A 23,858-nucleotide genomic window follows, 5' to 3' on the forward strand; every position below is an offset into this window, starting at 1 on the left:
CGAATTTGCGTATCTGCCTATCTGCGAATTTGCGTATTTGCTTATCTGCGTATGTGCGAATCTTCCTATTTACTATATAGTACTATTTTAGACTTCAGTGGATCGGGAGCTTTTAAATATAAGCTCACTTTTTTATTCAACAACTTCTCGGCCTTGCCAGCTGCCTGCAATAAATATGCCGAATCCAATTCCTTGCCCAGCACCAACAGCTCGATATGTCCCGAATCCAACCCTTGTGCGTAGTCGCCCAATAGCGCAACCTGCTCTACATCGCCCGCCCGCTCCAATACCTGATCCACGATCTGGTCGACTCCCAAAAAATTATGGATTAATCCCTGAAGCGAGCCAAATAATGTATGCCCGGCATTCGCGCGGTAGAAAACCTTCTGCTCACCTTCTTCACGGATAAGATACCCCGCCTCGGTCAACTGATTGAGCTCCTTGCGGATTGCATTGGTCGATTCATTAAATTCATCGGCAATACCCCGCAGGTACCCGCGATTGCTCGCAGAAACAAAAAATTTAATTAAAAGCTTAAGTCTCGTCTTAGACGTGATCAATGATTGCAACATTGGCTAATAGTGTTGAGCAACAAAAGTACTCGATAAAAATAAGAATGACAAAAAAAGTTTCTTATAGTTATGAACCAGCGCCAACTTGAAATGACCTAGCGACGTCTTCCCACAGCATGCAGGCAACTTCCCTTGCACCAATATAGCCCTCCTCTGAGCAATCGCCATCCGCCCGCAGGCCGCAGGAGACCTATCTGGAGCCAATGCAAACTTCACCTCAGCCATCGCCATCCGGCCACAGACTACAGAAGACTTCCCGTACACCCAAATAAACTGCTCCTGAGCCAATGCCATTCTCCCACAGACGGTAGGATGCTCCTTTGCACCAATACAAAACTCACCTGAGGTATCGCCATCCTCCCGCAGACTGTAGGACACTTCCCTTGCAACAATGCTATCTTTCATTGCACCACGACCTTCTTGCCATGAGCCAGCGCTAATCTCCCCTGCTGCAAAACAGGAAGGAATTTGCAACCTATCCATCCAAATCAGGCCAGCTTGTAAAGCGCGTGTAAACCGTCTGTATAACCTTGTAAAACGTTGTAAAATAAATCTTTTCACCCTGCTATTCACCCCAATTTAGGGGTATGGAACGAACAAATACACAGATCAGAGGACCTCCGTCGGTAACGATTGGTGGTTAATTATTAAGGGTTAATTAAAATACTAAAAAAATCATGAGAAGAGATAAAGTAATAACAAACTACGCAAAAATAAAAGAGAGCGAACTAGCCATACTAGCTGGTAAGGTAGCTGCACAGATGGAGGGAAATGCAAACTTCAGTAATGACTTAAAACCTACCGCCGCCGAGCTGTTGGCAGCCGCCGAAGACTACCGCATAAAACATGAGGTAGCGATAAACGGGGGATCTAAACACGAAAAGCAGCTTAAGAAAGAAAGTAAAACAAAGCTCTTGGATATGCTTTCGGACATGGCGCACGCTATCAACATTGAAGCCAAGGGTAACGCTGTAGCACTGAGCAGCACAGGACTGATACTTCAAAAGCAGCATGTACCTGTCTCCTTGCCGGGCACAACGCTCCGTGTAGTGCTGCGCGACGGCCCTGTGTCCGGAATGATGCGGACAGACTTTGATAAAATACCCGAGACCTACGAGTATGAAATCCAGATCGGCACCATGGATACGGTACGGCAGGAAATTGACTGGGGCAAAACGCTAATAACAACGACCAGTTCGCAAAACTACATGGACAATCTGACGCCGGGTACACTTTACTACGTAAGGGTGCGTGGCAAAAATAGGCTTGGCTATGGCAATTGGTCGGACGCCGTATCACTCATCGCACGTTAAAGCAAGCTACTATGGTGCTAACTGTAAAACGTATAAAAAAAGGAGAGAACAGTACGCTCTCGGAAATATACCTGGATGGCAGATTGATATGCTATGGGCTGGAAGACACGGTACGCGATGTCAAAATAAAGGGCAGTACGGCTATTCCCGCAGGGAGGTATAAATTGGGCATCAATATCTACGGGGCGATGAACGGCAGGTATAAAAGGGACTACCCTGCTATACACCGCGGTATGATCCAAATCATGAACGTCCCCAATTACAGCCACGTGTATATCCATGTAGGGAACAATTTTTCGCATACCGCAGGCTGTTTATTGGTAGGCAAGTCCGTCAAGTACGATGGTACAGACTACGAGTTGCGCGGATCGGCCAAGGCATACATGATGCTATACGAGTTAGTAATTGAAGCAGTGGCAAAAGGGGAAGCGGAGATTGAAGTGAAGGGTAAGTCAAATTTGATCACTGTAGCGTGAAAAAAAGTGTAAAAATCAATAGGATGAACAAAATAATTAAAAAAGCAAAGGCAGCATTGCAGATTGTATTACTAGCGCCGGTAAAGCTACCCGGCAAGGTGCTGAATATCATAAAATATGTAGCACTGGGGCTTGGGATTATCGAATCCGTGCTGGACAAGGAGAAAGAAGGAGAGCAGGGCGGTGATCAAGACAAATGAGCTACAAGTAGGAACCCTAGGCGGTACACTCTGCTCGGTATGGGCTTCGGTAAGTTGGGGTGATCTGCTCCATACGGTGATCATGGCAGCCATAGGGACATTGGTCTCCTACGCCATCAGCGCGACACTGAACCGAGTAAACAAAAAGTAACCCGTGGCTGACTAAGACCCCTAGCGCTATTTTCTTATTAAAAACCAGAACGCCTGAAGCACATCACTTCAGGCGTATTTTTTTAAGAGACAGATTGAGCAGACGAAGCCTAGGAGCTTTCCCAAGGGAAATATTCCAGCGTTTGAGGCTAATGTAACTTCGTCTTAAAAAACAACATATTTTAAGGTGAGATTAATTTTATGAGTCGATATTTCAAAGTTAATGTTCAGATATTTCAAAGTTAATGCTCATATATTTCAAAGTTAATCAATATATTTGTCTAATATAAAACATGTTAAATATGGAAAATTGGATTTCGAGAACGATAGCAAAGGAGATTAGAGAAAGAATTTATCAATATCCTATTTTAGCTGTTACAGGTCCTAGGCAATCAGGAAAAACAACCTTGCTGAAAGAGCTTTTTCCAGACTATAAATATGTCTCTCTTGAAAATCCAGACATCCGCTCATTTGCCCTTGAAGATCCAAATGGCTTTCTCGCTCAATATGCTAGTCCCGTAATTTTGGATGAAGTACAGCGAGCTCCCGAACTTTTTTCCTATTTGCAGACCATTGTAGATGAATCAGGTAAAATGGGACAATATATACTCTCCGGCTCTCAAAATTTTCATTTAATGAAGAACATTACCCAATCTTTAGCTGGAAGAGTGGCTTTATTTCGCTTATTGCCTTTGGACACCCAAGAGCTGGAACAAGCGGGCAAATTGCCAGCAAACTATTTAGAATCCTGCATAAAGGGGGGATACCCTGCTGTTTATCATCGAGGTCTTAATCCAACGGACTTCTACGCGAACTATATACGCACCTATATTGAAAAGGATGTTACTGAATTAGTTAATATCCGTGATCTGAATAGCTTTAGGACATTTTTAGGTCTATGCGCTGCACGAGCCGGACAGCTATTGAATCTTAGCGCAATGGCCAATGAATGTAATATTTCGCAGCCGACGGCTAAATCATGGTTATCCATTTTAGAAAGCAGTTATATTGTATTCCAACTCTACCCTTATCACGAGAATTTTAATAAGCGTTTAGTAAAAACACCTAAACTCTATTTTTACGATGCGGGACTATTAACTCATTTATTACAAATCAGGGAGCAGGAGGAATTGGCCAATAACCGGGCTAAAGGGAATATTTTTGAGAATTTCGTTATTGCTAATTTTCAAAAATTTAACGAAAATCGGTACCAGCATCTTCAATATTATTTTTGGCAGGATCACAACGGGATAGAGCTTGATCTCCTCCTCAAGACAGCTAATGAATTTGAAGTATACGAGATAAAATCTACACAGACCTTAAGTGCTGGCTTATTTAAAAATTTAAAACATTTTGCAGATCTGGCCGAGCCCCAGCTTGTCAATCCACATTTGGTATATGGCGGTGAAGAAAATCTTATACGCAGTGGCGTGACGGTGCTATCCTGGAAGATGATAGATACCAAAGAGACAGATTGACCAATGATAGCCTAGAAACTGTAAAATATTCCAAATAGATGAAGAGCATTGCTTGTAAAGTCGAATTTACGTAGGTTTGAATCAGAAATCAGATTCATAAACAATTACACTACTAACTTAAGTGAATAGTCATTCGGAATATCATTTATTGACTCGAATACGGGAAGGGGACCATAGTGCATTTGAAAAGATTTATGATACGCATAAAATACAGCTGACCGCCAGCGTATTAAGACTATTAAGATCCTCGGAACTGGCCGAAGAAGTCATTCAAGAAACATTTGTAACCTTGTGGGAAACACGAGAACGTATCGACGACACAAAGCCGTTGCAACCTTATCTCTATACGATTGCAGCAAACAAAACCAAAAATATTTTCCGAAAGTCCGTATCTGATTTAAAAGTTAGAGACGAGCTTTTGACCACATTTGAAGAAAGCTACACCCCTATTATGGACAGCATATTCCGCAAAGAGTATGCCTCATTAGTCGATAGCCTATTATCAAAACTGACGCCACAACAAGCCACCGTATACCGACTGTGCAAATTGGAGAACAAAAGCTATCAGGAAGTAAGCCGATTACTGGGGATAGCCGAGGGTACCGTCAACGTACATATACGGGAAGCTAACCGTACCTTAAGAGATCTTATTGCTAACCGCCCAGATCTTTTATTGCTGTTAATCACTTTTTTTCATTTTTCTTAAAATTTATCTACCTGCTTTTGCATCGATGCGTGTATTACTACTATACAAGCAGTAATTAGGCATGAATACTAACCAAGAATTTGAGGATCTATTTGCCAAATTAGCTAATGGTTCAATCACAAAACCTGAGCTAAGTAGGTTATTAATTCTTCTCGATACACAAAACCTAGATAATGATCTGATCCAAAAGATAAAGTTGGAGCTAAAGCAACCTACATTATTGGAGGACACGGAACGGGTAAAGGATATCGCATCGAAAGCCAGAAACAACATCATGGCACGAACCAGCCCGACAATAAAAGGCAAGTCGCGAAGCATCTATCGACCTGCGGTATGGTGGGCAGCCTCGCTAATCCTGGTCGGTGGGCTAGCTATACAATACTTTAAAACAACAAACCAAAATACACCAGCTACAACCAACCAACAAGCTACCGTACAAGATATCGCTCCCGGAGGGAATAATGCAGTCTTAACCTTGTCTAATGGAGAGACGATTGTACTGGACTCGACACAGCAACAACTGGTAAGCCAGGAAGGTGCGCTAAAATACGACGGTGGCAAGAATGTGCTTTCGCTGGAGGATTCGGTCTACAACCTGACACTGGCGACACCCCGCAAATGCCAATATCAAGTCCTATTGCCTGATGGCACACATGTATGGCTGAATGCGGAATCCAAAATCAGCTATCCGTCACGATTTGATGATAATAACCGAACCGTATCCGTCGAAGGAGAAGTCTATTTTGAGGTAGCGAAAAGGCAAGGATCCAAATTTATTGTACAGCTGGGTAATGGACACCAGGTTGAAGTACTGGGTACGCATTTTAATATTAATAGTTATTCCGATTTTCCATCGATAAAAACCACCCTGCTAGAAGGAAGTGTAAAAGTGGTATCCACAGATAAGACAACGGTAACACTGAAGCCCAACGAACAGGCGACTCAAAGGAAAAACAGATCTACAATAACTGTAGGCACAGTAAACACCGATAATATCATAGCCTGGAAAAACAACAAATTTAACTTTGAAGGGTTACGATTTGAGGAAATCATGAGCCAGATCGAACGCTGGTATGACGTAAAAGTGGAATACCAAAATGAAGTGCCCGATATTGAATTCTATGGTGAAATAGGTCGGCAGAACTCACTACTTTATGTATTGAAAGTCTTTGAAAACTCTGGGGTAAAATTACAACTTAAAGGAAACAAGCTTTTAGTCTATTGACTATCCAACTGAATAATAACTAACAAATAACTAACAACTAATAATTTTTTTTATGAAGGAAAATTTAGGAGTTCTAAGAGGGCTGGCCTCTGCTTTGCAAAAATCGGGCAGGCTCTTGTCTAGAACAAAATTTCTACTTCTGATTTCATCTGTTATGTTTATGTCTATGGGCATAGCGCAGGTCATCAAAATCGAGGGAAGAAACATGTCGCTCAAGCAGGTACTTGAAGAAATTAAAAAGCAATCCGGCTATTCAGTATTTATCCGCAAAGATCTATTGGATAATGCAGCCGCTATTAATCTACAGAAGAAGAATAGAACAGTCGCTGAGCTGCTGGAGGAAGTGACCAAAGGGCAGCAACTGGAGTACCAGATTAAAGGGAAGGAGATCGTGCTGACCAAAGGCAACCGGAGTACCGGACGTACTGAAAACAATACGATAAGCCAACAGACAGCCACAGTCAGCGGTACCGTTGTAGACGCTGACGGAACCCCAATAAGCAATGCGACCATTAAAGCAAGCAAATCAAATATCGTAGCGCGCACTAATGAAAATGGACAATTTAAGATCGCTGTAGAACTACCGGACAACATAACCATCACGATGATGGGCTTTGAAAGTAAAACAGTAAACGTACAAAACACCAATATATTAAAAATAGCCTTGGTACCTAAGTCGGTCCAGGTTGAGGACGTGGTGGTAAACGGAATATTTAGTAGACCAAAAGAAAATTTTACCGGTTCAGCAACCGTCATCAAAGGTGAAGATCTAAAAAAAGTAAGCCCAACAAATGTATTCAAAGCCATCTCCGCTTATGAACCATCATTTCAAATCGTACTGGATAATAAAATTGGAGGAAATATCAATCAAGTACCCGAAGTGCAGCTCCGCGGTCAAAATAGTTTTCCAAATTTAAGTGGTGAAATTTCTCAAAAACCAAACCAACCACTTTTTATCCTAGACGGATTTGAAGTAGGTATTGAACGAATTGTCGATCTAGACATGAACCTTATTGCTGAAATAACGATTCTTAAAGATGCATCAGCGACGTCAATATATGGTTCTAGAGCAGCAAATGGCGTTATGATTGTTACTACATTATCTCCAGATAAAGGAAAACTAAGAGTAGTATTTACAAATGACTTTGGTTTAAACACACCAGATCTGTCTGTTTACAACTTTTTGAATGCCGCTGAAAAATTGGAATTTGAACAAAGAGCCATGGTTTATACCGCCGACTCGCCTATTAGTAGGCTTCAAAAGGATCAGATTTACAACGAACGATTAAAAGCCGTAAATGGTGGCATTAATACGGATTGGCTGCGAATACCTATTCAGACCGGTGTAAATAACAGATCAACCGTATACCTATCTGGCGGGGATGAAGTGATCCGCTATGGTATTCACGCTACTGCTGGCTTTCAGAATGGTGTTATGAAAAATCAGGACCGAAAAAACTACTCGGGACAATTTGACTTTTCATTCCGCACAAATAAAGTCTTGTTTAGTAACTCTATCCGCCTGTACGAGACCAAATCTAACGAGTCTAATTACGGCAGCTTTATGACCTATGCTCAAATGAATCCATATTGGAGTCCTTATGACAATGAAGGTAAATTAAAGTTTTACTTGGAGAACATCGTATTTGATAACAATTACAGTAGTACTCGTTTGAATCCACTTTTTAACTCATCCTTAAACACCGTCGACTCGCAAGGTCTATTTGGATTTCAAAATAATTTTCAAATGCGTTATAATGTGATGCCAAGCTTATTTCTTGAAGGGCAACTTAGTTTAGGTAAAGAGGTAGGTAAATCTGATAAATTTTTACCAGCGCAACACACTTCCTTTGATCTCGTTACCGATCCAAAATTAAAGGGTTCTTATAGCAAGTCAAGTAGCGAAGCCCTCTCTTATGAGGCAAATTTCATGGCTAATTATAACAAAAGATTTGGGCAACACCTTGTTTTAGGAACCATCGGCGCCAACCTCGCAAGTCGTCGTTTTGATTCATACCATGTGAAAGCAGTCGGTTTTGCATATGACAAACTCGACCATTTATTATATGGTACACAGTATGAGCCCAATGTCAAACCAACGGGAGCAGAAAGTCTGGTAAATAGATTAGGCTATTTATTTAATGCCAACTATAGTTTTGACAATCGTTATTTATTTGATGTCTCTTTAAGACGCGACGGTTCTTCCCAATTTGGCACAAATGAACGCTTCGGTACTTTTTGGTCTATTGGAGCTGGATGGAATTTGCATCATGAACAATTCCTAAAAAATATGGAATCTATCGATCGTCTTAAATTGCGCAGCAGCTATGGTAGTACCGGTTCATTAAACATACCTGCCTATTCATCTCAAACCCGATACTCCTTTTTAGGTCAATACATATATGATGGTGAAATGGGGGCCATGCTACAGAATATAGGAAATCCAAATTTGGGCTGGCAGGAGAAACGCGAGCTTAATATTGGTTTGGATCTTTCCCTATTCAAAGAACGCCTGGACGTGCGCCTGGACCACTACCGTGGAGTTACCAACCATACGATAATACCTATTTCCTTAGCTCCATCTCTAGGTTTGGGATCGTATTATGATAACCTTGGAAAAATAAAAAATGAGGGCTATGAAATCAATGCTAGATACAAGCTACTAGACAAAAAAGAAAAGGGAATACTATGGAGTGTATTTGCTAATGCAGCTCATAATAAAAATACTTTAGTAGAGATTTCGAATACATTGAAGATAACCAATGATAAACTAAATGCCAGCACGACGGAAAATGCGAAGCAAACGATTCCAAACATCCAATTTAAAGAAGGTGAATCTATGAATGCTATTTATGTTGTGAGATCGCTAGGAATTGATCCTGCTACGGGCAGAGAGGTTTATTTGGATATCAACGGAAACCCGACCGCCACATGGTCTTCGACAGATAAAGTTGCTTTAGGTGTAACTGATCCTATTTTAAGAGGTACAGTTGGATCAAATTTCATTTACAAAGGTTTCGATATAAACCTTCTATTTGACTATAAATTTGGAGGACAGCTATATAACCAAACACTGGCCGACCGTATCGAAAATGCAAATGTCAGCAACAACGTGGATAGAAGAGCTTATGATTTCGGATGGACTAAGCCTGGTGACCAAAGTACATACAGATTTATAAGTATTTACAATACCAATTCACCGACACGTTCCACTTCGCGATTTGTACAGGACGAAAATACCCTCAATTTGATGTCAGCATCTATTGGGTACACTTTTATAAATCAACCATTTATAAAAAAGATGGGATTAGGAACATTTAAAGTAACGGCAACGTCGACTGATATGGCGCGTTTCAGTTCGATCCAAATAGAACGAGGTATAGAAAACCCCTATTTTAGAAACTACACTCTATCGCTAAGGGCTAGTTTTTAATCGCGGTAATCTTATTTAAAATAATAAAAATGAAAAAGCATAACTACTTGATATACATAATAGCCTCAATATTTATACTGAGTGGCTGTTCAAATTTTTTGGAGGTAGAACCAAAATCAAGCGTATCAGACCAGAATTTATACTCGGATGAAGCAGGATTCAAACAAGGACTTACCGGGGTATATGTTAATATGGCTTTGCCGCAACTATATGGTGATTATTTAACGATGGGGGTGCTCAGCGCTATGGCTCAAAATTACTCCCTATCTACGCTCCATTCCTATTACAACACGAGCAACTTTCTATATGCAAACAATGCATATATGAGAGATATTTGGAATAAAGGCTACTTCAGCATAGCGACCATAAACAATATGCTTAGCTATATTGATCAATCTAAATCTGTATTTAGCGACAACAATTATAACCTGATCAAAGGCGAAGCGCTAGGGATAAGAGCATACCTGCATTTTGATTTATTACGGTTATTCGGGCCTCGCTTTGAGACTGGAGAAAATCAAAAGGCTATCCCGTATCGAAAGAATTTTGATACCAATACCGAACCTGCACTTACAACAAATGAAATTTGCAGCCTAGCACTAGCTGACCTGGCCGAGGCCACAGAATTATTAAAAAATGACCCGATAAAGGATGGTAGCGCGGCAAGAAAGAACAAAATGAACTTTTATGCGGTACTAGCTACAAAAGCCCGGATTCTTCAATATATCAACAAACCGCTTGAAGCTAAGGCAGTGGCCGAGCAGATCCTTAACGACGGTAAATTTAACTTTGTAAAGCCAGCTGTAATTACGACTTCGGATGTTAAAATAAAAGATAGGCTATTTTCAGATGAACTGATTTTTGCGCTTCGCGTCTATGATATGGAGCGATGGGTAAAAACGGGACTCGGAGGGTATAATGTCTACTTTTACGAAGGGACCAACCCTAGCAACAGGATGACGAGGTCTATAGCCAACTTTAGAACTTTATATGAAAGTACTGTAGCCAACGAAACGAAGGATTATCGTTTTAAAAACCTGATAGAAGTTGATGGAGCCACTTATTTTCCATCAAAATATTGGCAAACCTGGGCTGGAGCTTCTGGTAGCTACAGACTGGACCAAATGGTCCCTCTATTCAGGCTATCTGAATTGTATTATATTATGGCTGAAGGTGCATCAACTATACAGGAATCACTTTCTTATCTCAATACCGTTAGAAAAAATCGTGGTTTAATTACCGATCTCACCACGCAGACCATCAGCACGAAGGAATTATTGCGCGCAGAGATTACCAAAGAATACCAAAAGGAATTTTATGCAGAAGGGCAAACATTCTTTTATTATAAACGTATCGGGGCGCCAACCATGCTTTTTCGCTCTGCTGCGATACAACCCCAAAATTATAAGGTGGATATTCCATTAACTGAGTTAGAATTTAATCCAACGTATTAAACCATGAAAAAACTCTTAATATATAGCGGTCTTGCCATGTTGATCATGACAACCACACAGGCCTGTAAAAAAAATCAACTTCCTCTATACGAAGAGGGGTCGGGACTTACTTTTGATCAGACATTGGATGTTCCGGCGGATAGTTTAAATTATACCTTCGCACTCAATGTGGTGCCAAAAACCAAGGATACTGTATACATACCGCTACTGTTAACGGGTTGGCCGAGTGATCAGGAACGGCAATTTGTACTGGAGGTAGATCCAATGTCGACAGCCAAAGCAGGCGTACATTATGATTTTACCCCGATGAAATTTCCGGCAAATAAGGTCTCGCACCTTTATCCCATCATCGTGTACAAAACCGAAAATATGGATAAACAGGTATATCAGCTTAAGATTGCAATTGCTACAAATGAATCATTTAGCAAAGGTGCCGCGGGGCGTTACATTAAAATCGATTCTTACACATTCCCAGTAGGAGCGACAAGCTATAACTCTTTTAAACTAAATATTACGTCCAAAATGAGTATGCCTGCGACCTGGACTTCGGATATCACGTATTACTTTGGAGCGTACTCCAACGCCAAGCTGGCATTTATGATAGAGGTACTGGGAATTAATGATTTTAGAACAGTACCGTATGGGGGCAAATTTATCTATGCTGATATTCTAAACATGACTCAAAAGTTAAACGATGCATTAAATGCTTTTGAAGATAAATATGGGTATAGAAAGAAAGATGAAAATAATCAGGAGATTATATTTAGATAAGCATTTTATTATGAAGAAGATATTTCTAGTAGCAATTGCAACAGCATGCTTATTTAGCTCATGCTACAAAGACAACAATAATTACGACCAGCAAGATGTTAATACATTAAAAATAGAAACAGATGCAGAGTCGTATCAGGTAGAGCAGACAAAAACACTAAAAATTCAACCAAAATTAACGTCTACCATAGACGGTTCGGCGGTATACGACTTCGAATGGAAACTGCTATCGGAGACGGAAGAGTCAGTGTTGAGTACGGCGGCGACTTTAGAGGAAAAAATAGATGCCATCCCTGGGAAATATACGTTATTGCTGACAGCAACCGACCAAAAAACGAAAGTCAGAAGCTATAAGACCATGGCCTTAACGGTAAACAGCACCTTGTATAATGGCTATTATGTAGCATATAATAGGAATGGGAAAGGAAGTTTAGGTTTTGTGAGGAAAGATGGTGAAGTGTTTTATGATGTTGAAAAAGGGTTTAGTAAGATCGAACTGCAGTCTAAGATCAATAAAGTATATACGACGATCAGTAAAAACTTACGCTTGATTTTTATTTCAACGGAAGATAATATCTACCGCCTACACGGTGATAACCTTTTTGCAAATGGGAATAGCGGCAATATGTTTCCCTCAAAAATATCGGTAGGTACAGATTTTTATGCAGGAATGAATTATATACCCAATTCCTATCCCACGGATATATTCTTAATCAACGCGGGCAAGCCGTATGCCAATATTGGCCCTGACTTTGGCGGATCGTCTAGCGTATACTCGGATCCATTATCTTACGATCAGGAATATGAGATGTTTCCATTTGTCGCCACAACGGCCTCCTATGCATCTCTATTTTATGATAATAAAGGCAAAAAATTCTTAAGGATGGGCTACTCTACACGTAATCTTTTAGAAATGACAAGTAATGCAGCTAATCAATTTGACCCTTCTAACGTAGGAAAAACAGTGATCGCGGCAATCCCTGGACAGGGTAACGAAGTATATTATGTCATGAAAGACCCGACAAACAATAAGCTAAGTATCTACACGATAGATCAATATATCGCAGCAGTAGCCAAGGGCAAGCAGGATATTGATCTGCAACAGGTACCCGAGTTTGATAAAGCCCGATACTATTCGGCTGTAACAGATCGACCTCTATTATACTATGCTACAGAAAATAAATTGTACCTATATGATTTAAGGACTTCGACTTCAAAACTTGTATTGCAACTATCGTCGGATGAAAAACTGGCGGACGTGCAGGTACATCATAAAAAAGTTTGGGAAAGTATAGAACAACCGGAATATAATAAGCAGATCGTCTTAGCAATCAATAAGGCAGATAAGGGTGAAATTCGTATACATACTGTTCATGCAGATGGCACATTGGAGCCGACTCCATTAAAGGCTTACGCTGGCTTTGGTCAGATTGCCGATATTGATTACAGAAATCCGAACAATTAATTTATATAATATGTGTTTGAATTTTAGAAAACTAACGATCTGTTTGGGAGTTGTACTCGTATCGCAGTCAGCCCATGCCCAGCTTGCTAAAAAAGATAACCTGACTTTCAAAGAAATTCAGGACCGCGTCAACACCTTGCTGGAAAGCAAAGATCCGCTAGCTAAAGATTCTATTAAATGGGAGGCCTCCCATTTAATAGAATCCAAAAATGAAGAGTATATCAAGCATGGTAAATCTGTATTTAACTTTTTGGGTGATAGCAAATCGGTGGATCTGGCCCACCAGAACCTGTTAAAGCAATTCCCAAAAAGTGACTATGCCGCAAGCGCCAGCCTGGATGACATATTAAAAAATTATACGGAGCCGTCCAGTCTGGATAAGGATATCGCAACATGGACAAAGAGATACAAAACCCTATTAAAGCAGGCTTCCTTTGCGGATGCAAGCTATGCTAAGATTAGCAATAAACTATTAGCCAACGATGCTGTTGCTGCTGCTAAGAAGTATGCTGCACGGATAACGAAGGAAGCACCAAAAGCAACCTTCGCGTATAATTATGCAAAGCAGGCTTATGAAAAGGGCGATCAGGCCACTAGTGTAAGGCTGGTTGAAGAGATTATCCAGCAGTACCCGGGCGTGCTAGAGAATAACAAGTATTTTGCACAGCAATTGTATACCCTACAGGCGCAGCTTTATAGCAAGCAACAGAAATGGAAAGAGGCTTTAACCCTTATAGAAGAACAAAAAATCCCGCTAGAGGACATCAAGTTTCAGGCACTCATGCAGACAGGACGTAACTTTGATGCCTTTTTACTATTGGATGCCCGATTTGCAATGACCGCATTATCGCCTATCCAAGAACAGGAAGGCCCTACACTTTTTAAAAATCTTGGTAGTACAGCAGCTCAATGGGAGGCTTACAAACAGCGTATAGAGCAGAAGAAAACCAAGGAAAATGAAACGCAGTGGAAAAACGCGATGATCAGTGAGGAATCTATTGATTTTGACTTGGTGGATATGGACGGTAAACGTGTTAAGTCATCCGACTACAAAGGAAAAATTATAGTTATCGACTTTTGGGCAACATGGTGTGGCCCCTGTGTGAACTCTTTCCCTGGCATGCAGGCCGCAGTAGACAAGTATAAGGAGGATCCGGAAGTAGTATTTTTATTTATCAACACCTGGGAGCGTGGTGCTGACTATAAAACAAAAGTAAAATCCTTTATCCAAGAAAAAGGCTACCGATTCCATGTCGTATTTGACACCATGGAAAGTGATGCGCTGGTTGAAAAATATGGCATAAAAGGTATACCAACAAAAATCATCATTGACAAAAATGGCCGAGTACGCTTTAAATCTTCAGGAAGCTCGCCAGTAGTTAAGGAAATTCTAGATGAGATCTCTTATAAAATAGAAATGGTTAAAAAAAGTAACTAGAATCGGATTTTGACGGCGGAAGCCTAGGGAAAAAGAGTTAACTACATAAAATATATTTGCCTGAGATTTGATACCTCAGGCAAATATATTTTTAAAAAAGATCAGTATGTTTGCCCGTCCTGATTAATGTTACTAATTTAATGCTATCATTCTGTTCCCAAATCAGAAGCCAATCAGGCTGAATATGACATTCCCAAAAGCCTTTATAATTCCCAATCAACTTATGAGCTTTATACCTCGGCCCTAGCTCACCGCTTTCAACTAATGTGGTAACAACTTCATTTAGCAAAATGAAATTTAGTCCACGCTTTTTTGCCAATTTTATATCCTTTTTAAATTGACCGGTCTGTTCAAGCGAAAACATCTTTAATCAAGTTGTTTACGAAAATCAGCAAGCGATATCTTATTTGTTTTACCAGATTTCGCCTCTTTAATAGCATTTTCAGTTGTACTATTATAACGCTTCTCTTCTATTTCAATAAAAGGAAGTGTCTTAAGATACTCGTATAGGGCCTTTGCTTGTTTACTTCGTTCATCAAGTTTTAAAGTAATTTCCATATCCGTAAAGTTTATTTAGCTCTGAATCAAAGTTACAAAAATTAAGTTTAATAAAAATACACTCCTCTTTATTAGCAACTTTCCCCTTTTAACAAGACCCCACAAGAATTGGATTTTGACGGCGGAAGCCTAGGAACTTTCCCTAGGGAAAGGTTCCAGCTTCCAAGTTAAAATCCAATTCAAACCTTTCCTTTTGGTACCGAATACCACTGCCGCATCTCCCTGATCTCACTGGCGATATAGCGCACACCGCCCCCCTTCTTGCCGATCTCTACCTTGGTAAGCAAGCCTTCACGACGCCGTACGCCCAGCGTAACCCGCGATATGCCCAGCATGTCGCAAGCCTCAACGGTATCCACCAGCCAGTCACCTTCGGCCAGCACCAGGTCACGGATGTGGATGACACGGCGTTTATCGACATGAATCTCACAGTCGGACGTGGGCACATGCATGGTCTGTGCGCCGTAGCGAGACAGGCAGGCAGGACAACTGGCTTTGGGCGAAAACCGTGTTTTCAACCACATAAACAATTCTAACAATAAAAAATACAAACGGTCATTTTGATTACTACTATTTACTAACGAATCCATAATTGCAATGATTTAGTGTGTTTGATTTAGACTAGCATAGAAAAAAACAGGCATCATCAAAGAACATCATTGAAAGCGTTTATAAAGCGCAAGGAAACTTTCTCTGTAAATATCCGTGATACCTATCGATCCGCGGTACCCACGCATTTGTATTTTATATGATTTGGTATTGAAGGTTATTAGATTGTCGATATGAATAATGAAACTACGATGTATGCGCACAAAGCGGTCCTTCGGCAGGTGATCATACATTTTTTCCAAGGTTTTGCGTTGTGTATATTTGCTGCCGTCAATAAGGTAAATATAAATATCATTACGAGCAGATTCGATGACCGAGATCTCATCCGGGGCGAGTATCAGCTCCACATGAGTCTCTTTATCTTTGATTACCAACTTGGGGCGTAACACTTTGCTGCTTTGAGGCTCCTCTTTAAATATTACGCTCAGCGCTTTTATCAAGTGCGGTATTAGGAGCGGCTTTGTCAAGCAGTAATCCACATCATCCAGATAGCCCGGTACTACATAGCTTGCATATCCTGTCACCATTAAGAGTTTAGGCCTAGGAGTTAGCAACGGAAGCATTTCCAGCCCATTGAGGCCCGGCATTTCCACATCAAAAACCAACAGGTCCACCTGATTTTTTTTGATATAGTCAATGGCGCGGATGCTGTTGGTCTCCGTCTTAATTTCATAACCCAGAATTAATTTAAACAGATCAGCATGTGTATCCAATATAGCAGGCTCATCATCCAGCAGTAGTACTTTCTTCGTTGTCTCTAGCATGTTGTTCACTATTTAGATTAACGTTTAGTTCCAATTGATATGTTGTTTCTAGGTCTTCTACCTGTAGGTCATACTTGCCAGCAAGGTGTGTATCTAACTGTTCGTGCACAAACTGCATCCCCCTACCAGTAGGTTCGGTAATAGCTATAGCCCCAGTCTTTTTGATATTCCAGCTACGAAACGTATATCCATCATCGTGCAATTCCAGTTCAATGCGCACCGCAGCACTGCAGGTAAGATCGGCATAGGTACCTATATTCTCGATGATGGTAAGCAACACCAGCGCCGGTATAATCTGTCCCGAATACCGCCCAGCTACCTGAAGTCGCACGGCATCCTGCCTTCGATATCTTAGGCAGTAGAAATCAAGCATCTTCTCTACATAGGCCATTTCGGTTTTGATGGGTTTGAAAGGCAACGATAGTTGTGATACCTCTTCAATATAAACTTTGACATCTAGGTACATTTCCAGCAAGGTAGCGGTATGCACGGATTGTCCGATACGGGTTACATAAAGAATAAAGCTTAATGTATTGCGCTCCAAGTGCATCGACATTCTGCTACGTTTTACCTGCTCATTCAATAGGCCAAAGCCCCGTCGGTACGATTGCCAACTATGCAGTGTACGTACGAGCGAACCAAACAACCAGATTGGAGTTACGTAAAACAAGAGTAACTTTCCATATTCTGTACCTATGGTTGTCAGAAATTCTTCAAAATCAAACGCAGCTCCTCTTTTGAAAGCGTAAAGACCAAATTTTGGCATAATGTGATATATCCAAAAGTAGACGACAAGCAAAGCAATCGGAAATAGAATCCCGATAAAGGCAAGTATCCACAGTGCTCTTCTTTTTATTATAAACCAATCTATTCCATAGGATATCGTATAACCAAAAGCTACATATAGTAAAACGATAAAAATACTTAGGAAAAAAGAAATCCCTGAGTAAAAATCAAAGTTGACCCAGGATAAAAGTATCCAGATTAATGTCCAAAAAAGTATAGTAAAATGATGCTTATACTTTTCTATGTAGAAAGGTTTCGTATTCATAGTGTAGCCGGTCTCAGTTAGGATTAATAGCTAATATACAATTATTTTTTAACCATTATCCCTTGGTTCGGAGGCTACACTACCCCAAATGAAGATGAAGCCTCTTTGCAAAGCAGATGTATTGATACGCTTTTTTACTTAACAATCGGCTATCCAAGTAACGACTATGTATCAGGTAATGGCTGTTACCGATCTGAACTGGCCATAGGTTTTGGATGTGGCGTAAAATCTGCCACTTAGTACCAGCAGAGGTATACTGCTCTACTCTGCACCATGCGTAAACCCACCCTTCCCACATCATACCGTATTTTGCCAATGAATGTGTTAAGAGTCCATATAGCTTATTGTATACACGCTTACTGTACTGTTGGTTGTCTTCTGCGGAATCGGCCATTAATGCTTCTGCAATAGTCCAATTGAAATGCATATTTACTTTATGTACCAGCATGGGGTATATGGGTACCTGCCAACGGTAGGATAATACCGCCATAGCCGTACGCTGTATTATTTGTCCTTTGAAAAGAGGAATGCACAGATTCTGCCTGCTCTCCTTTTGAGGGGAGTGGCTGCCGGTGTTGCCATCTGCATATACCAATACATGATATCCATCCCGCAAAGCCTTACGGACCTGTAGCAGGCTACTTTCTTGTTCGGCATCCAACAGGATGAAATCACCGGTTTTAGCATCGAGCTGTTGTAGCCCCCTATGCTGTGTGTGCATCATGCCCATTTGCTCGGCACGTACCTTGGACGAGACCAAAAGAGCAATGTTAAAGCCCAATTCACACAATAGCCGGGGTAAAACCCGATAAGCTCCTGTATGAAAGGTAAGAATAATACCAGGCCTTTGTTTCATCGCTTCCAATTGTGTGTGCTGCCCTGGGCTGAGCTGAATATAGGACGAAATATCATCCAACAATTGATCGGCACTCACAGTAGATTTCCACTGCATAAAATCGGTATAAAAATTACGATAAGTTGAAACAGGAATATGAGGACAAAAGTATTGAAGATTAGCACAAAAAAGGGCAAAGATGGTATCGCCCAGCGCGGGGGTAGTAGGTAGCTCGTTCATAAAAAAGGGTTTAAGAAAGGAGGCTATAAGAAGCCTCCCCTGTTTAATCGTGTTGGATATATTCTAATTTTGTGGATCTAAAGGTTTGAAATCACATTTTGATTGTGCCTCTACTACATTATTCAATAGTTGACCCATCGTATCCGAGTCCATATATTCGCCACCGAAAGATCCAAATGACGATGCAAAATCTATAATTAGCTGTAACATAATTTTTTCATTTAACTAAAACCATTGTGTCCGTTTACGAGGTAAGGACATCCACCTTGAGTTTCCTCTGGCCAGAGGTGATAGCTATCGATAACGAAGGTGAAAAATAACTTTTAGCTGTGCCTCATTGGGGGACTTAAAGGCGGGAAACCGTGACAGGAAGACACAAAGTTTATGACCAAGGGCACTCGTCCCTAAAAAATTCCATTTCGTCCCTAAAACAGGGGTTTATGTCCCAAAAGTTGGTCGTACGAGGATGTCCGAGGTAACTTAGGTTATTTTTTAAATGACCGATTATGAACAGAAAAAGCCCAAAATGCCGCAGAGCGGTAACCTTTGCCATGACGCAATGGAACAAGTATGTTGCTACAGAAAAATTTCACGAAGAGTGGATCTGGAGACATGCTGAACTATTAGAACTAAAAAAAGGACAAAAAATAACGGATGTGCTGCACGACTTTGTACCAGCTGCATTCTACCTTATCGAGGGACTGATGGCCCGTAGTACGGTACAGGAAAATAACAAGCGAAAGCTCATATCGATCTGCCTGCCCGGAAATATGCTACTCAACACCAGCAACATGGAGAGCAGAACCCCCTTAAATAGCGATATCGTAGCACTGAAGCGAAGTATGTTACTGTATACGCCCCATAGCAAGATGGTACCCTATAAAGACACTGATCCCGTATTCGTAAACTACCTCAATGTACTGCGCGAAAAGAAGCTCAAGCAGATGCGTATCCATACCGAGTTACTCCAACAAGAATCGCCCTCCAAGAGGTTTGTCAAATTCACGCAGCTGCTTCCCGAAATCTACCGAGCCACCATCCAAAAAGAACAAGCCGAATACCTGGAAATATCCAGAGCCACAGTCGCTTTCGCAAAAAAACACCTGTTATGATGGTTTAGGTCGGCCGATTTAGCATTATCTATGGCACGAAACCGCTGGAGTATCCCGATGTAACTTGGTACCATAGAAAAACACAAGCAATATTGGGGACACGAAAGATGAGTACAATGAAACACTATATAAGAAAATTTACGGTATTCCGGCGGTGCCGTATACGAGACACGACCATCGGATCACAGCACCAGATATGTTGTACCGAGCAATTATAAACTAAAAAAATCATGAAGCATACCGTCATAACAGAAGAGCCATGCGCATAGGAATATATATACAATACTTTTTCAGCTATATCTTGGGCTTGCTATTTATTTACACTGCTGTACGCAAGATGATAGATTATAATGCCCATGTGGCACATATCGCCGACGTCAAATTTTTATCAGCCTCTATAGCTTACCATGCCGCATACCTCGTTATCCTAGCCGAAATGGCCATCGCTCTGCTGCTATTAGTACCGATAACCCGTGTACAGGTGTGGGGATGGAAACTGATCCTACCCCTGATGCTGGTATACACTTTCTATGTGAATCATGTCTTGAACCTGCCTCTTTTCATTCCCTGCTCCTGCAAGGGCGTGCATGACCGGCTGGCCTGGACAGATCATTACATATTGAATGCCGGACTATCTATACTCGCACTGAGTATGATAACCCTGCACTACAGAATACGGAAACTCATGAAAAAAAATAATGAAGAAAAAGAACTCAACGAGCTCATTGATGTTGTCATAGCGTCTCGATGATCAATAACCCGCAGTCTAAACACTGCACAATACTTTTTAAGATGAAAAAGATATTAATATTTTTAATTCCAATTTTAATAATCGGCGGAGGAACCGCCTTAGCACTAACAATGCAAGATGATCCGATATGTAAGCAAGATGGGCATACGGGGTATACATTGGAGGATGATGCATTACTCCCAGATGCGTCAACATTTGATCCCGAAGCAACCCTACCTACTGGTATGGTTGACGAAGGAAAGTTTGGAACAAACTTCAACTGTACCACACCCATACCTGAAACATGTCACTATGTGTATGTTCCAGCAACGGAAAATGAAGAGGCTAAGTGGGTAGAATGTAAAGGAAGAATCTTAAGAAATTAAGAAATTCTTCACAACTTTTTCTTGAAAACACGTATATGAAGCGGGCCTAAAGCCCGCTCTTTTATTTCCTCAATCCTGCCTCTATAGCAGAAATCAGCTCCTCTTGACTAGACAATGTAGCCTTTTCATTGATTAACCTACCATCTTTGCCCACAAGCAATGGATAAGGATAAGACATGATTTGATAATGAGTAATGATCGGATGACTGGTATATTGATTGTCCGTGTAAAGATGAACACCTCCTTCGGGCAAAAATTCCGCTTGTTTTAGCATCTTAGAAAACACCTCTTTTTTATCGATAGACACTGTAATAAAAACTACATCAGGATTATTCTTAAAGTGCTTTTTTACTGGCCCTACCACATTTAACATATACTGCCTACAGGGTGTACAAGATGCAAACCAGAAATCCATAAACACCACCTTCCCCTTGAAATCTTCCATTTTGTGGTATTTACCTTCTACATCTGGTAGCGAAAATGCAAAAGCCTTCTCCCCCTTGAGCGCATTTCGTAATAAGGAAATATGAGAATATGCGAGTGAATCTCTGACTATACTCAATGCGTCGTTAAGTAATTTATGACTCGATTTAAACTGAAACCGTTCTTTTAATAAGGTAGCTAACACACGATCTCGAACTTTAGAGTCTCTTAACAGATCTTTGGTAAAGCTATACCATAGTTCCACATCCCTACTCTGTGTCGTATTTAATAAAGCTACCCATGTGTATTGCGCTAGATAATCAACATATTTAGGAGCGTCAGCATAATCATCAGAAAAGCGAACAACTTCAGCCTCCCTAGACGTTATAAATTTATTTAATTCTTCCTTTACTTGTGCTTTCCAATTTTTATCTTTAGCAGCATAGAGCAATCCATCAATCGATCTACCTGATTTCAAACCAAATTCACCTTTGATCTGTGCCTTCAAAAGCATGTAAGCAAGTGGTGAGAGCTCTGCTCTAGTTTCGTCCAATTTTGCCATCGCTTTTTGGTTAATTATATTCCACATGTATAAAATATTAAGTGGGTTGTTTTTTTCTAAGGATCCTAAGATTGCCTCTTTGCTTTGTGTTTCACACAGACGCTTTTTATCCCACAGCACTTGGTACTTTGCCGCACCCCTACCTGAGAATTCTGCATCCCACCCCTCCATTATTATAGGGATATCGCCATCATAACCTTCTTGCAAGGAGCGATATTTACCCATGCGAGGCGAAAGATGGATACTAACACTATCCCCCGCTTCCATTAAAAAATCATGCATAAGGTAGGGCATAGGTGTAGCCGAAGATTTTTGAAAAGAAATATTAACGCCGATCCAATTTGGTTTAACCAAATCTGAAATGACAAAGTGAAAATAACCCGCATTATTATGAGCTGTGATTAACTTCGATGGGTTAAGTACAGCTTCACCAATACGTTCATCTTGCATGTATAGTTCTAAAGTATCATTCGGTGCTAGTACGGGAGCGTACACCGTAATATATGCTTTATCCTGAGCCCTAACCAATCCCAGATTGATTATACAGAATATTGTTATAAAAAAAGATTTCATAATTTATCTTAAATTTTGAAGTAGACCAGACGTCTTTATTTCATTAGTTGGTATCGGGAAGAGCCATTTTGGCGAATTCGGTTCCAGTTTATAGACCTGACCTCCAAGCTCACGAGTCAGGGCGATATTGGCTCCGTCCCGATTGTAACGCTTTAAGTCCGACCAGCGCAAGCCACGAAACAATAATTGCTTACGACGCTCCTGTAAGACAATCGCTAAAGCATCCTCTTTGTTCGCTGCAATTTGGTCTACATAATTACTATGTACACGCTTCAAAAGATGATTTAAAGTCTTCATCGCCTCATCATAATCACCTAGACGTGCTTCACATTCTGCTTTAATCAAATACTGCTCATCCGAATCAAGGCCACGAAAGAAGTAAAAATTGATCTTATACTGACTGAGATAAAAGGGGTTACCCTGCTCATTCAATTTAAAAAATGACCGCCTCCAATCATTCAATTCATAGCTATCAAAAAGATATTGTTCGATCTGAATATTCTGATCATTCGACTGAATAAAAGGGCCATTAGTTTCATATCCCATATATAAAGTCTTCTTGTAATCGAGTTCACCTACATTTAAATCCACCAGCGCATCATGCGTATCGATAGACTGCGTAGCCATGTCTAATGCCTCCTTATACCTTCCCATCGCTAGAAGGACTCTTGCACGAAGTGCATAAACTGCAGCTTTGGTAGGGCGTGCGTAATCGACCTCGGCCTGCACCAAATAAACAGCGGCTTCTAAGTCGGTCAGAGTTTGCTGATAAACCTCTGCTACCGATTGACGCTTTATTTTCTCATTGACATCGGATAGCAGTGGTATCGGAACGCCTAAATCAGTATGGGCGGTAGACTCCTTGTATGCAGGCGCATACAACTGTGCTAGATTATACAATGCCCAAGCACGCAAGAATAAGGCTGTACCTTGCACCTGGTTGTGCTGCATTTTATTTTTATCGCTTAGCTGAACCTTCTCCACCCCTTCTAAAACGACATTAGCATAGAATACCTGTGCATACATCTTTTCCCAATTCTGATAATCGGATTCGATGGTTTCGAAAATATCATCAGCCCAGACATGCGCATTAGCAATCACAGGATTATAAGCCTGATATAATTGCCAATAGCTATAATCAATATAATAATCATCAGAAAGCACATCCAGCATATCGGGATAAGCATACACAATTACTCCATTATTCATCAACTGTTCGAAATCATCCAACGTAGTAGGTACCACCGTATCCGAACCCGGCTTGACATCCAAAAACTGATCCCCACAGGACATACAGCCTAGGACGATAAAAAATATAATAAGTTGTTTCATGA

The 23,858-nt window shown here is 40.8% G+C and carries 26 protein-coding genes; 15 read left to right on the forward strand and 11 right to left on the reverse strand.

The annotated features are described in order from the left end of the window. Positions 1–65: 65 nt before the first annotated feature. Positions 66–572 (reverse strand): helix-turn-helix domain-containing protein, encoded by a 507-nt coding sequence (locus JKG61_RS16490; RefSeq protein ID WP_202104052.1) that lies wholly within the window; start codon positions 570–572, stop codon positions 66–68. A gap of 3 nt (positions 573–575) precedes the next feature. Beyond that, positions 576–1,055, reverse strand: a complete 480-nt coding sequence (locus JKG61_RS16495; protein ID WP_202104053.1) for a hypothetical protein — start codon at positions 1,053–1,055, stop codon at positions 576–578. Between the two features lie 194 nt (positions 1,056–1,249). On the opposite strand from JKG61_RS16495, the gene JKG61_RS16500 reads away from it, so the two are divergent. The 12 genes from JKG61_RS16500 (at position 1,250) to JKG61_RS16555 (ending at position 14,681) form a co-directional block, all read left to right on the forward strand. Continuing rightward, a complete protein-coding gene (locus JKG61_RS16500; protein WP_202104054.1) occupies positions 1,250–1,885 on the forward strand; it encodes a fibronectin type III domain-containing protein in 636 nt (211 codons plus the stop codon). A gap of 11 nt (positions 1,886–1,896) precedes the next feature. Then, positions 1,897–2,361, forward strand: coding sequence for a DUF5675 family protein (locus JKG61_RS16505; protein ID WP_202104055.1), 465 nt, complete (start codon positions 1,897–1,899; stop codon positions 2,359–2,361). 23 nt (positions 2,362–2,384) lie between these two features. Further along, a complete protein-coding gene (locus JKG61_RS16510) occupies positions 2,385–2,561 on the forward strand; it encodes a hypothetical protein (RefSeq protein ID WP_202104056.1) in 177 nt (58 codons plus the stop codon). Next, positions 2,545–2,712 carry a hypothetical protein gene (locus JKG61_RS16515; RefSeq protein WP_202104057.1) on the forward strand — a complete coding sequence of 56 codons (168 nt, stop codon included), beginning with the start codon at positions 2,545–2,547 and terminating at the stop codon, positions 2,710–2,712. Before JKG61_RS16510 ends, JKG61_RS16515 begins: the two co-directional genes overlap by 17 nt. Positions 2,713–3,013: 301 nt before the next feature. Further along, a complete protein-coding gene (locus tag JKG61_RS16520) occupies positions 3,014–4,189 on the forward strand; it encodes an ATP-binding protein (RefSeq protein ID WP_202104058.1) in 1,176 nt (391 codons plus the stop codon). A 121-nt stretch (positions 4,190–4,310) separates the two neighbouring features. Then, positions 4,311–4,895: an RNA polymerase sigma factor gene (locus tag JKG61_RS16525; protein ID WP_202104059.1), complete on the forward strand. Its 585-nt coding sequence runs from the start codon at positions 4,311–4,313 to the stop codon at positions 4,893–4,895. Between the two features lie 61 nt (positions 4,896–4,956). Then, positions 4,957–6,120 (forward strand): FecR family protein, encoded by a 1,164-nt coding sequence (locus tag JKG61_RS16530; RefSeq protein WP_202104060.1) that lies wholly within the window; start codon positions 4,957–4,959, stop codon positions 6,118–6,120. Positions 6,121–6,172: 52 nt separating this feature from the next. Further along, the gene (locus JKG61_RS16535; RefSeq protein ID WP_202104061.1) at positions 6,173–9,553 is read left to right on the forward strand and encodes a SusC/RagA family TonB-linked outer membrane protein; all 3,381 of its coding nucleotides are present in this window, start codon (positions 6,173–6,175) and stop codon (positions 9,551–9,553) included. A gap of 29 nt (positions 9,554–9,582) precedes the next feature. Then, positions 9,583–11,007 carry a RagB/SusD family nutrient uptake outer membrane protein gene (locus JKG61_RS16540; RefSeq protein WP_202104062.1) on the forward strand — a complete coding sequence of 475 codons (1,425 nt, stop codon included), beginning with the start codon at positions 9,583–9,585 and terminating at the stop codon, positions 11,005–11,007. Between the two features lie 3 nt (positions 11,008–11,010). Further along, the gene (locus JKG61_RS16545) at positions 11,011–11,778 is read left to right on the forward strand and encodes a DUF4843 domain-containing protein (protein WP_202104063.1); all 768 of its coding nucleotides are present in this window, start codon (positions 11,011–11,013) and stop codon (positions 11,776–11,778) included. A 10-nt stretch (positions 11,779–11,788) separates the two neighbouring features. After that, complete coding sequence (locus JKG61_RS16550) at positions 11,789–13,243, forward strand: PKD-like family lipoprotein (protein ID WP_202104064.1); 1,455 nt, start codon at positions 11,789–11,791, stop codon at positions 13,241–13,243. 16 nt (positions 13,244–13,259) lie between these two features. Beyond that, the gene (locus JKG61_RS16555) at positions 13,260–14,681 is read left to right on the forward strand and encodes a TlpA disulfide reductase family protein (protein WP_202104065.1); all 1,422 of its coding nucleotides are present in this window, start codon (positions 13,260–13,262) and stop codon (positions 14,679–14,681) included. Between the two features lie 91 nt (positions 14,682–14,772). Here the strand turns inward: JKG61_RS16555 and JKG61_RS16560 are convergent, their stop codons facing one another. From JKG61_RS16560 to JKG61_RS16590, 7 genes are all read right to left on the reverse strand, one after another. Further along, on the reverse strand, positions 14,773–15,045 hold the full coding sequence (locus JKG61_RS16560) for a type II toxin-antitoxin system YafQ family toxin (RefSeq protein WP_202104066.1): 273 nt from the start codon (positions 15,043–15,045) through the stop codon (positions 14,773–14,775). Between the two features lie 2 nt (positions 15,046–15,047). Next, a complete protein-coding gene (locus tag JKG61_RS16565) occupies positions 15,048–15,239 on the reverse strand; it encodes a hypothetical protein (RefSeq protein ID WP_202104067.1) in 192 nt (63 codons plus the stop codon). Positions 15,240–15,418: 179 nt separating this feature from the next. Continuing rightward, positions 15,419–15,829 (reverse strand): MerR family transcriptional regulator, encoded by a 411-nt coding sequence (locus tag JKG61_RS16570; RefSeq protein WP_202104068.1) that lies wholly within the window; start codon positions 15,827–15,829, stop codon positions 15,419–15,421. Between the two features lie 66 nt (positions 15,830–15,895). Beyond that, on the reverse strand, positions 15,896–16,612 hold the full coding sequence (locus tag JKG61_RS16575) for a LytR/AlgR family response regulator transcription factor (RefSeq protein WP_202104069.1): 717 nt from the start codon (positions 16,610–16,612) through the stop codon (positions 15,896–15,898). After that, positions 16,575–17,663, reverse strand: a complete 1,089-nt coding sequence (locus tag JKG61_RS16580; RefSeq protein ID WP_202104070.1) for a LytS family sensor histidine kinase — start codon at positions 17,661–17,663, stop codon at positions 16,575–16,577. The genes JKG61_RS16575 and JKG61_RS16580 overlap by 38 nt, the downstream gene beginning before the upstream one ends. Positions 17,664–17,742: 79 nt before the next feature. Continuing rightward, a complete protein-coding gene (locus JKG61_RS16585) occupies positions 17,743–18,738 on the reverse strand; it encodes a hypothetical protein (RefSeq protein ID WP_202104071.1) in 996 nt (331 codons plus the stop codon). A 63-nt stretch (positions 18,739–18,801) separates the two neighbouring features. Then, positions 18,802–18,948, reverse strand: a complete 147-nt coding sequence (locus JKG61_RS16590; protein WP_202104072.1) for a hypothetical protein — start codon at positions 18,946–18,948, stop codon at positions 18,802–18,804. Between the two features lie 296 nt (positions 18,949–19,244). Here JKG61_RS16590 and JKG61_RS16595 point away from each other — a divergent pair, with 296 nt between their 5' ends. From JKG61_RS16595 to JKG61_RS16605, 3 genes are all read left to right on the forward strand, one after another. Further along, positions 19,245–19,850: a Crp/Fnr family transcriptional regulator gene (locus tag JKG61_RS16595; RefSeq protein WP_202104073.1), complete on the forward strand. Its 606-nt coding sequence runs from the start codon at positions 19,245–19,247 to the stop codon at positions 19,848–19,850. A gap of 259 nt (positions 19,851–20,109) precedes the next feature. Beyond that, a complete protein-coding gene (locus JKG61_RS16600; protein ID WP_202104074.1) occupies positions 20,110–20,601 on the forward strand; it encodes a MauE/DoxX family redox-associated membrane protein in 492 nt (163 codons plus the stop codon). Between the two features lie 41 nt (positions 20,602–20,642). Continuing rightward, complete coding sequence (locus tag JKG61_RS16605) at positions 20,643–20,966, forward strand: hypothetical protein (RefSeq protein WP_202104075.1); 324 nt, start codon at positions 20,643–20,645, stop codon at positions 20,964–20,966. Between the two features lie 61 nt (positions 20,967–21,027). Here JKG61_RS16605 and JKG61_RS16610 read toward each other — a convergent pair whose 3' ends face one another. Beyond that, entirely contained in the window at positions 21,028–22,524 is a 1,497-nt protein-coding gene (locus JKG61_RS16610) for a TlpA family protein disulfide reductase (protein ID WP_202104076.1), read from the reverse strand. A 3-nt stretch (positions 22,525–22,527) separates the two neighbouring features. After that, positions 22,528–23,856, reverse strand: coding sequence for a RagB/SusD family nutrient uptake outer membrane protein (locus JKG61_RS16615; protein WP_202104077.1), 1,329 nt, complete (start codon positions 23,854–23,856; stop codon positions 22,528–22,530). Positions 23,857–23,858 lie beyond the last annotated feature (2 nt).

Origin of the sequence: Sphingobacterium faecale (assembly GCF_016746095.1) — a bacterium.
GTDB lineage: Bacteria > Bacteroidota > Bacteroidia > Sphingobacteriales > Sphingobacteriaceae > Sphingobacterium > Sphingobacterium faecale.

Excerpts from the sequence above, each read along its gene's own strand:
- JKG61_RS16610 (WP_202104076.1), bottom strand. The coding sequence starts at position 22,524 with ATGAAATCTTTTTTTATAACAATATTCTGTATAATCAATCTGGGATTG.
- JKG61_RS16570 (WP_202104068.1), bottom strand. The coding sequence starts at position 15,829 with ATGGATTCGTTAGTAAATAGTAGTAATCAAAATGACCGTTTGTATTTT.
- JKG61_RS16590 (WP_202104072.1), bottom strand. The coding sequence starts at position 18,948 with ATGTTACAGCTAATTATAGATTTTGCATCGTCATTTGGATCTTTCGGT.
- JKG61_RS16605 (WP_202104075.1), top strand. The coding sequence starts at position 20,643 with ATGAAAAAGATATTAATATTTTTAATTCCAATTTTAATAATCGGCGGA.
- JKG61_RS16510 (WP_202104056.1), top strand. The coding sequence starts at position 2,385 with ATGAACAAAATAATTAAAAAAGCAAAGGCAGCATTGCAGATTGTATTA.
- JKG61_RS16575 (WP_202104069.1), bottom strand. The coding sequence starts at position 16,612 with ATGCTAGAGACAACGAAGAAAGTACTACTGCTGGATGATGAGCCTGCT.
- JKG61_RS16540 (WP_202104062.1), top strand. The coding sequence starts at position 9,583 with ATGAAAAAGCATAACTACTTGATATACATAATAGCCTCAATATTTATA.
- JKG61_RS16550 (WP_202104064.1), top strand. The coding sequence starts at position 11,789 with ATGAAGAAGATATTTCTAGTAGCAATTGCAACAGCATGCTTATTTAGC.
- JKG61_RS16565 (WP_202104067.1), bottom strand. The coding sequence starts at position 15,239 with ATGGAAATTACTTTAAAACTTGATGAACGAAGTAAACAAGCAAAGGCC.
- JKG61_RS16520 (WP_202104058.1), top strand. The coding sequence starts at position 3,014 with ATGGAAAATTGGATTTCGAGAACGATAGCAAAGGAGATTAGAGAAAGA.
- JKG61_RS16595 (WP_202104073.1), top strand. The coding sequence starts at position 19,245 with ATGAACAGAAAAAGCCCAAAATGCCGCAGAGCGGTAACCTTTGCCATG.
- JKG61_RS16490 (WP_202104052.1), bottom strand. The coding sequence starts at position 572 with ATGTTGCAATCATTGATCACGTCTAAGACGAGACTTAAGCTTTTAATT.
- JKG61_RS16545 (WP_202104063.1), top strand. The coding sequence starts at position 11,011 with ATGAAAAAACTCTTAATATATAGCGGTCTTGCCATGTTGATCATGACA.
- JKG61_RS16580 (WP_202104070.1), bottom strand. The coding sequence starts at position 17,663 with ATGAATACGAAACCTTTCTACATAGAAAAGTATAAGCATCATTTTACT.
- JKG61_RS16530 (WP_202104060.1), top strand. The coding sequence starts at position 4,957 with ATGAATACTAACCAAGAATTTGAGGATCTATTTGCCAAATTAGCTAAT.
- JKG61_RS16495 (WP_202104053.1), bottom strand. The coding sequence starts at position 1,055 with ATGGATAGGTTGCAAATTCCTTCCTGTTTTGCAGCAGGGGAGATTAGC.
- JKG61_RS16615 (WP_202104077.1), bottom strand. The coding sequence starts at position 23,856 with ATGAAACAACTTATTATATTTTTTATCGTCCTAGGCTGTATGTCCTGT.
- JKG61_RS16500 (WP_202104054.1), top strand. The coding sequence starts at position 1,250 with ATGAGAAGAGATAAAGTAATAACAAACTACGCAAAAATAAAAGAGAGC.
- JKG61_RS16585 (WP_202104071.1), bottom strand. The coding sequence starts at position 18,738 with ATGAACGAGCTACCTACTACCCCCGCGCTGGGCGATACCATCTTTGCC.
- JKG61_RS16505 (WP_202104055.1), top strand. The coding sequence starts at position 1,897 with ATGGTGCTAACTGTAAAACGTATAAAAAAAGGAGAGAACAGTACGCTC.
- JKG61_RS16600 (WP_202104074.1), top strand. The coding sequence starts at position 20,110 with ATGCGCATAGGAATATATATACAATACTTTTTCAGCTATATCTTGGGC.
- JKG61_RS16560 (WP_202104066.1), bottom strand. The coding sequence starts at position 15,045 with ATGTTTTCGCTTGAACAGACCGGTCAATTTAAAAAGGATATAAAATTG.
- JKG61_RS16535 (WP_202104061.1), top strand. The coding sequence starts at position 6,173 with ATGAAGGAAAATTTAGGAGTTCTAAGAGGGCTGGCCTCTGCTTTGCAA.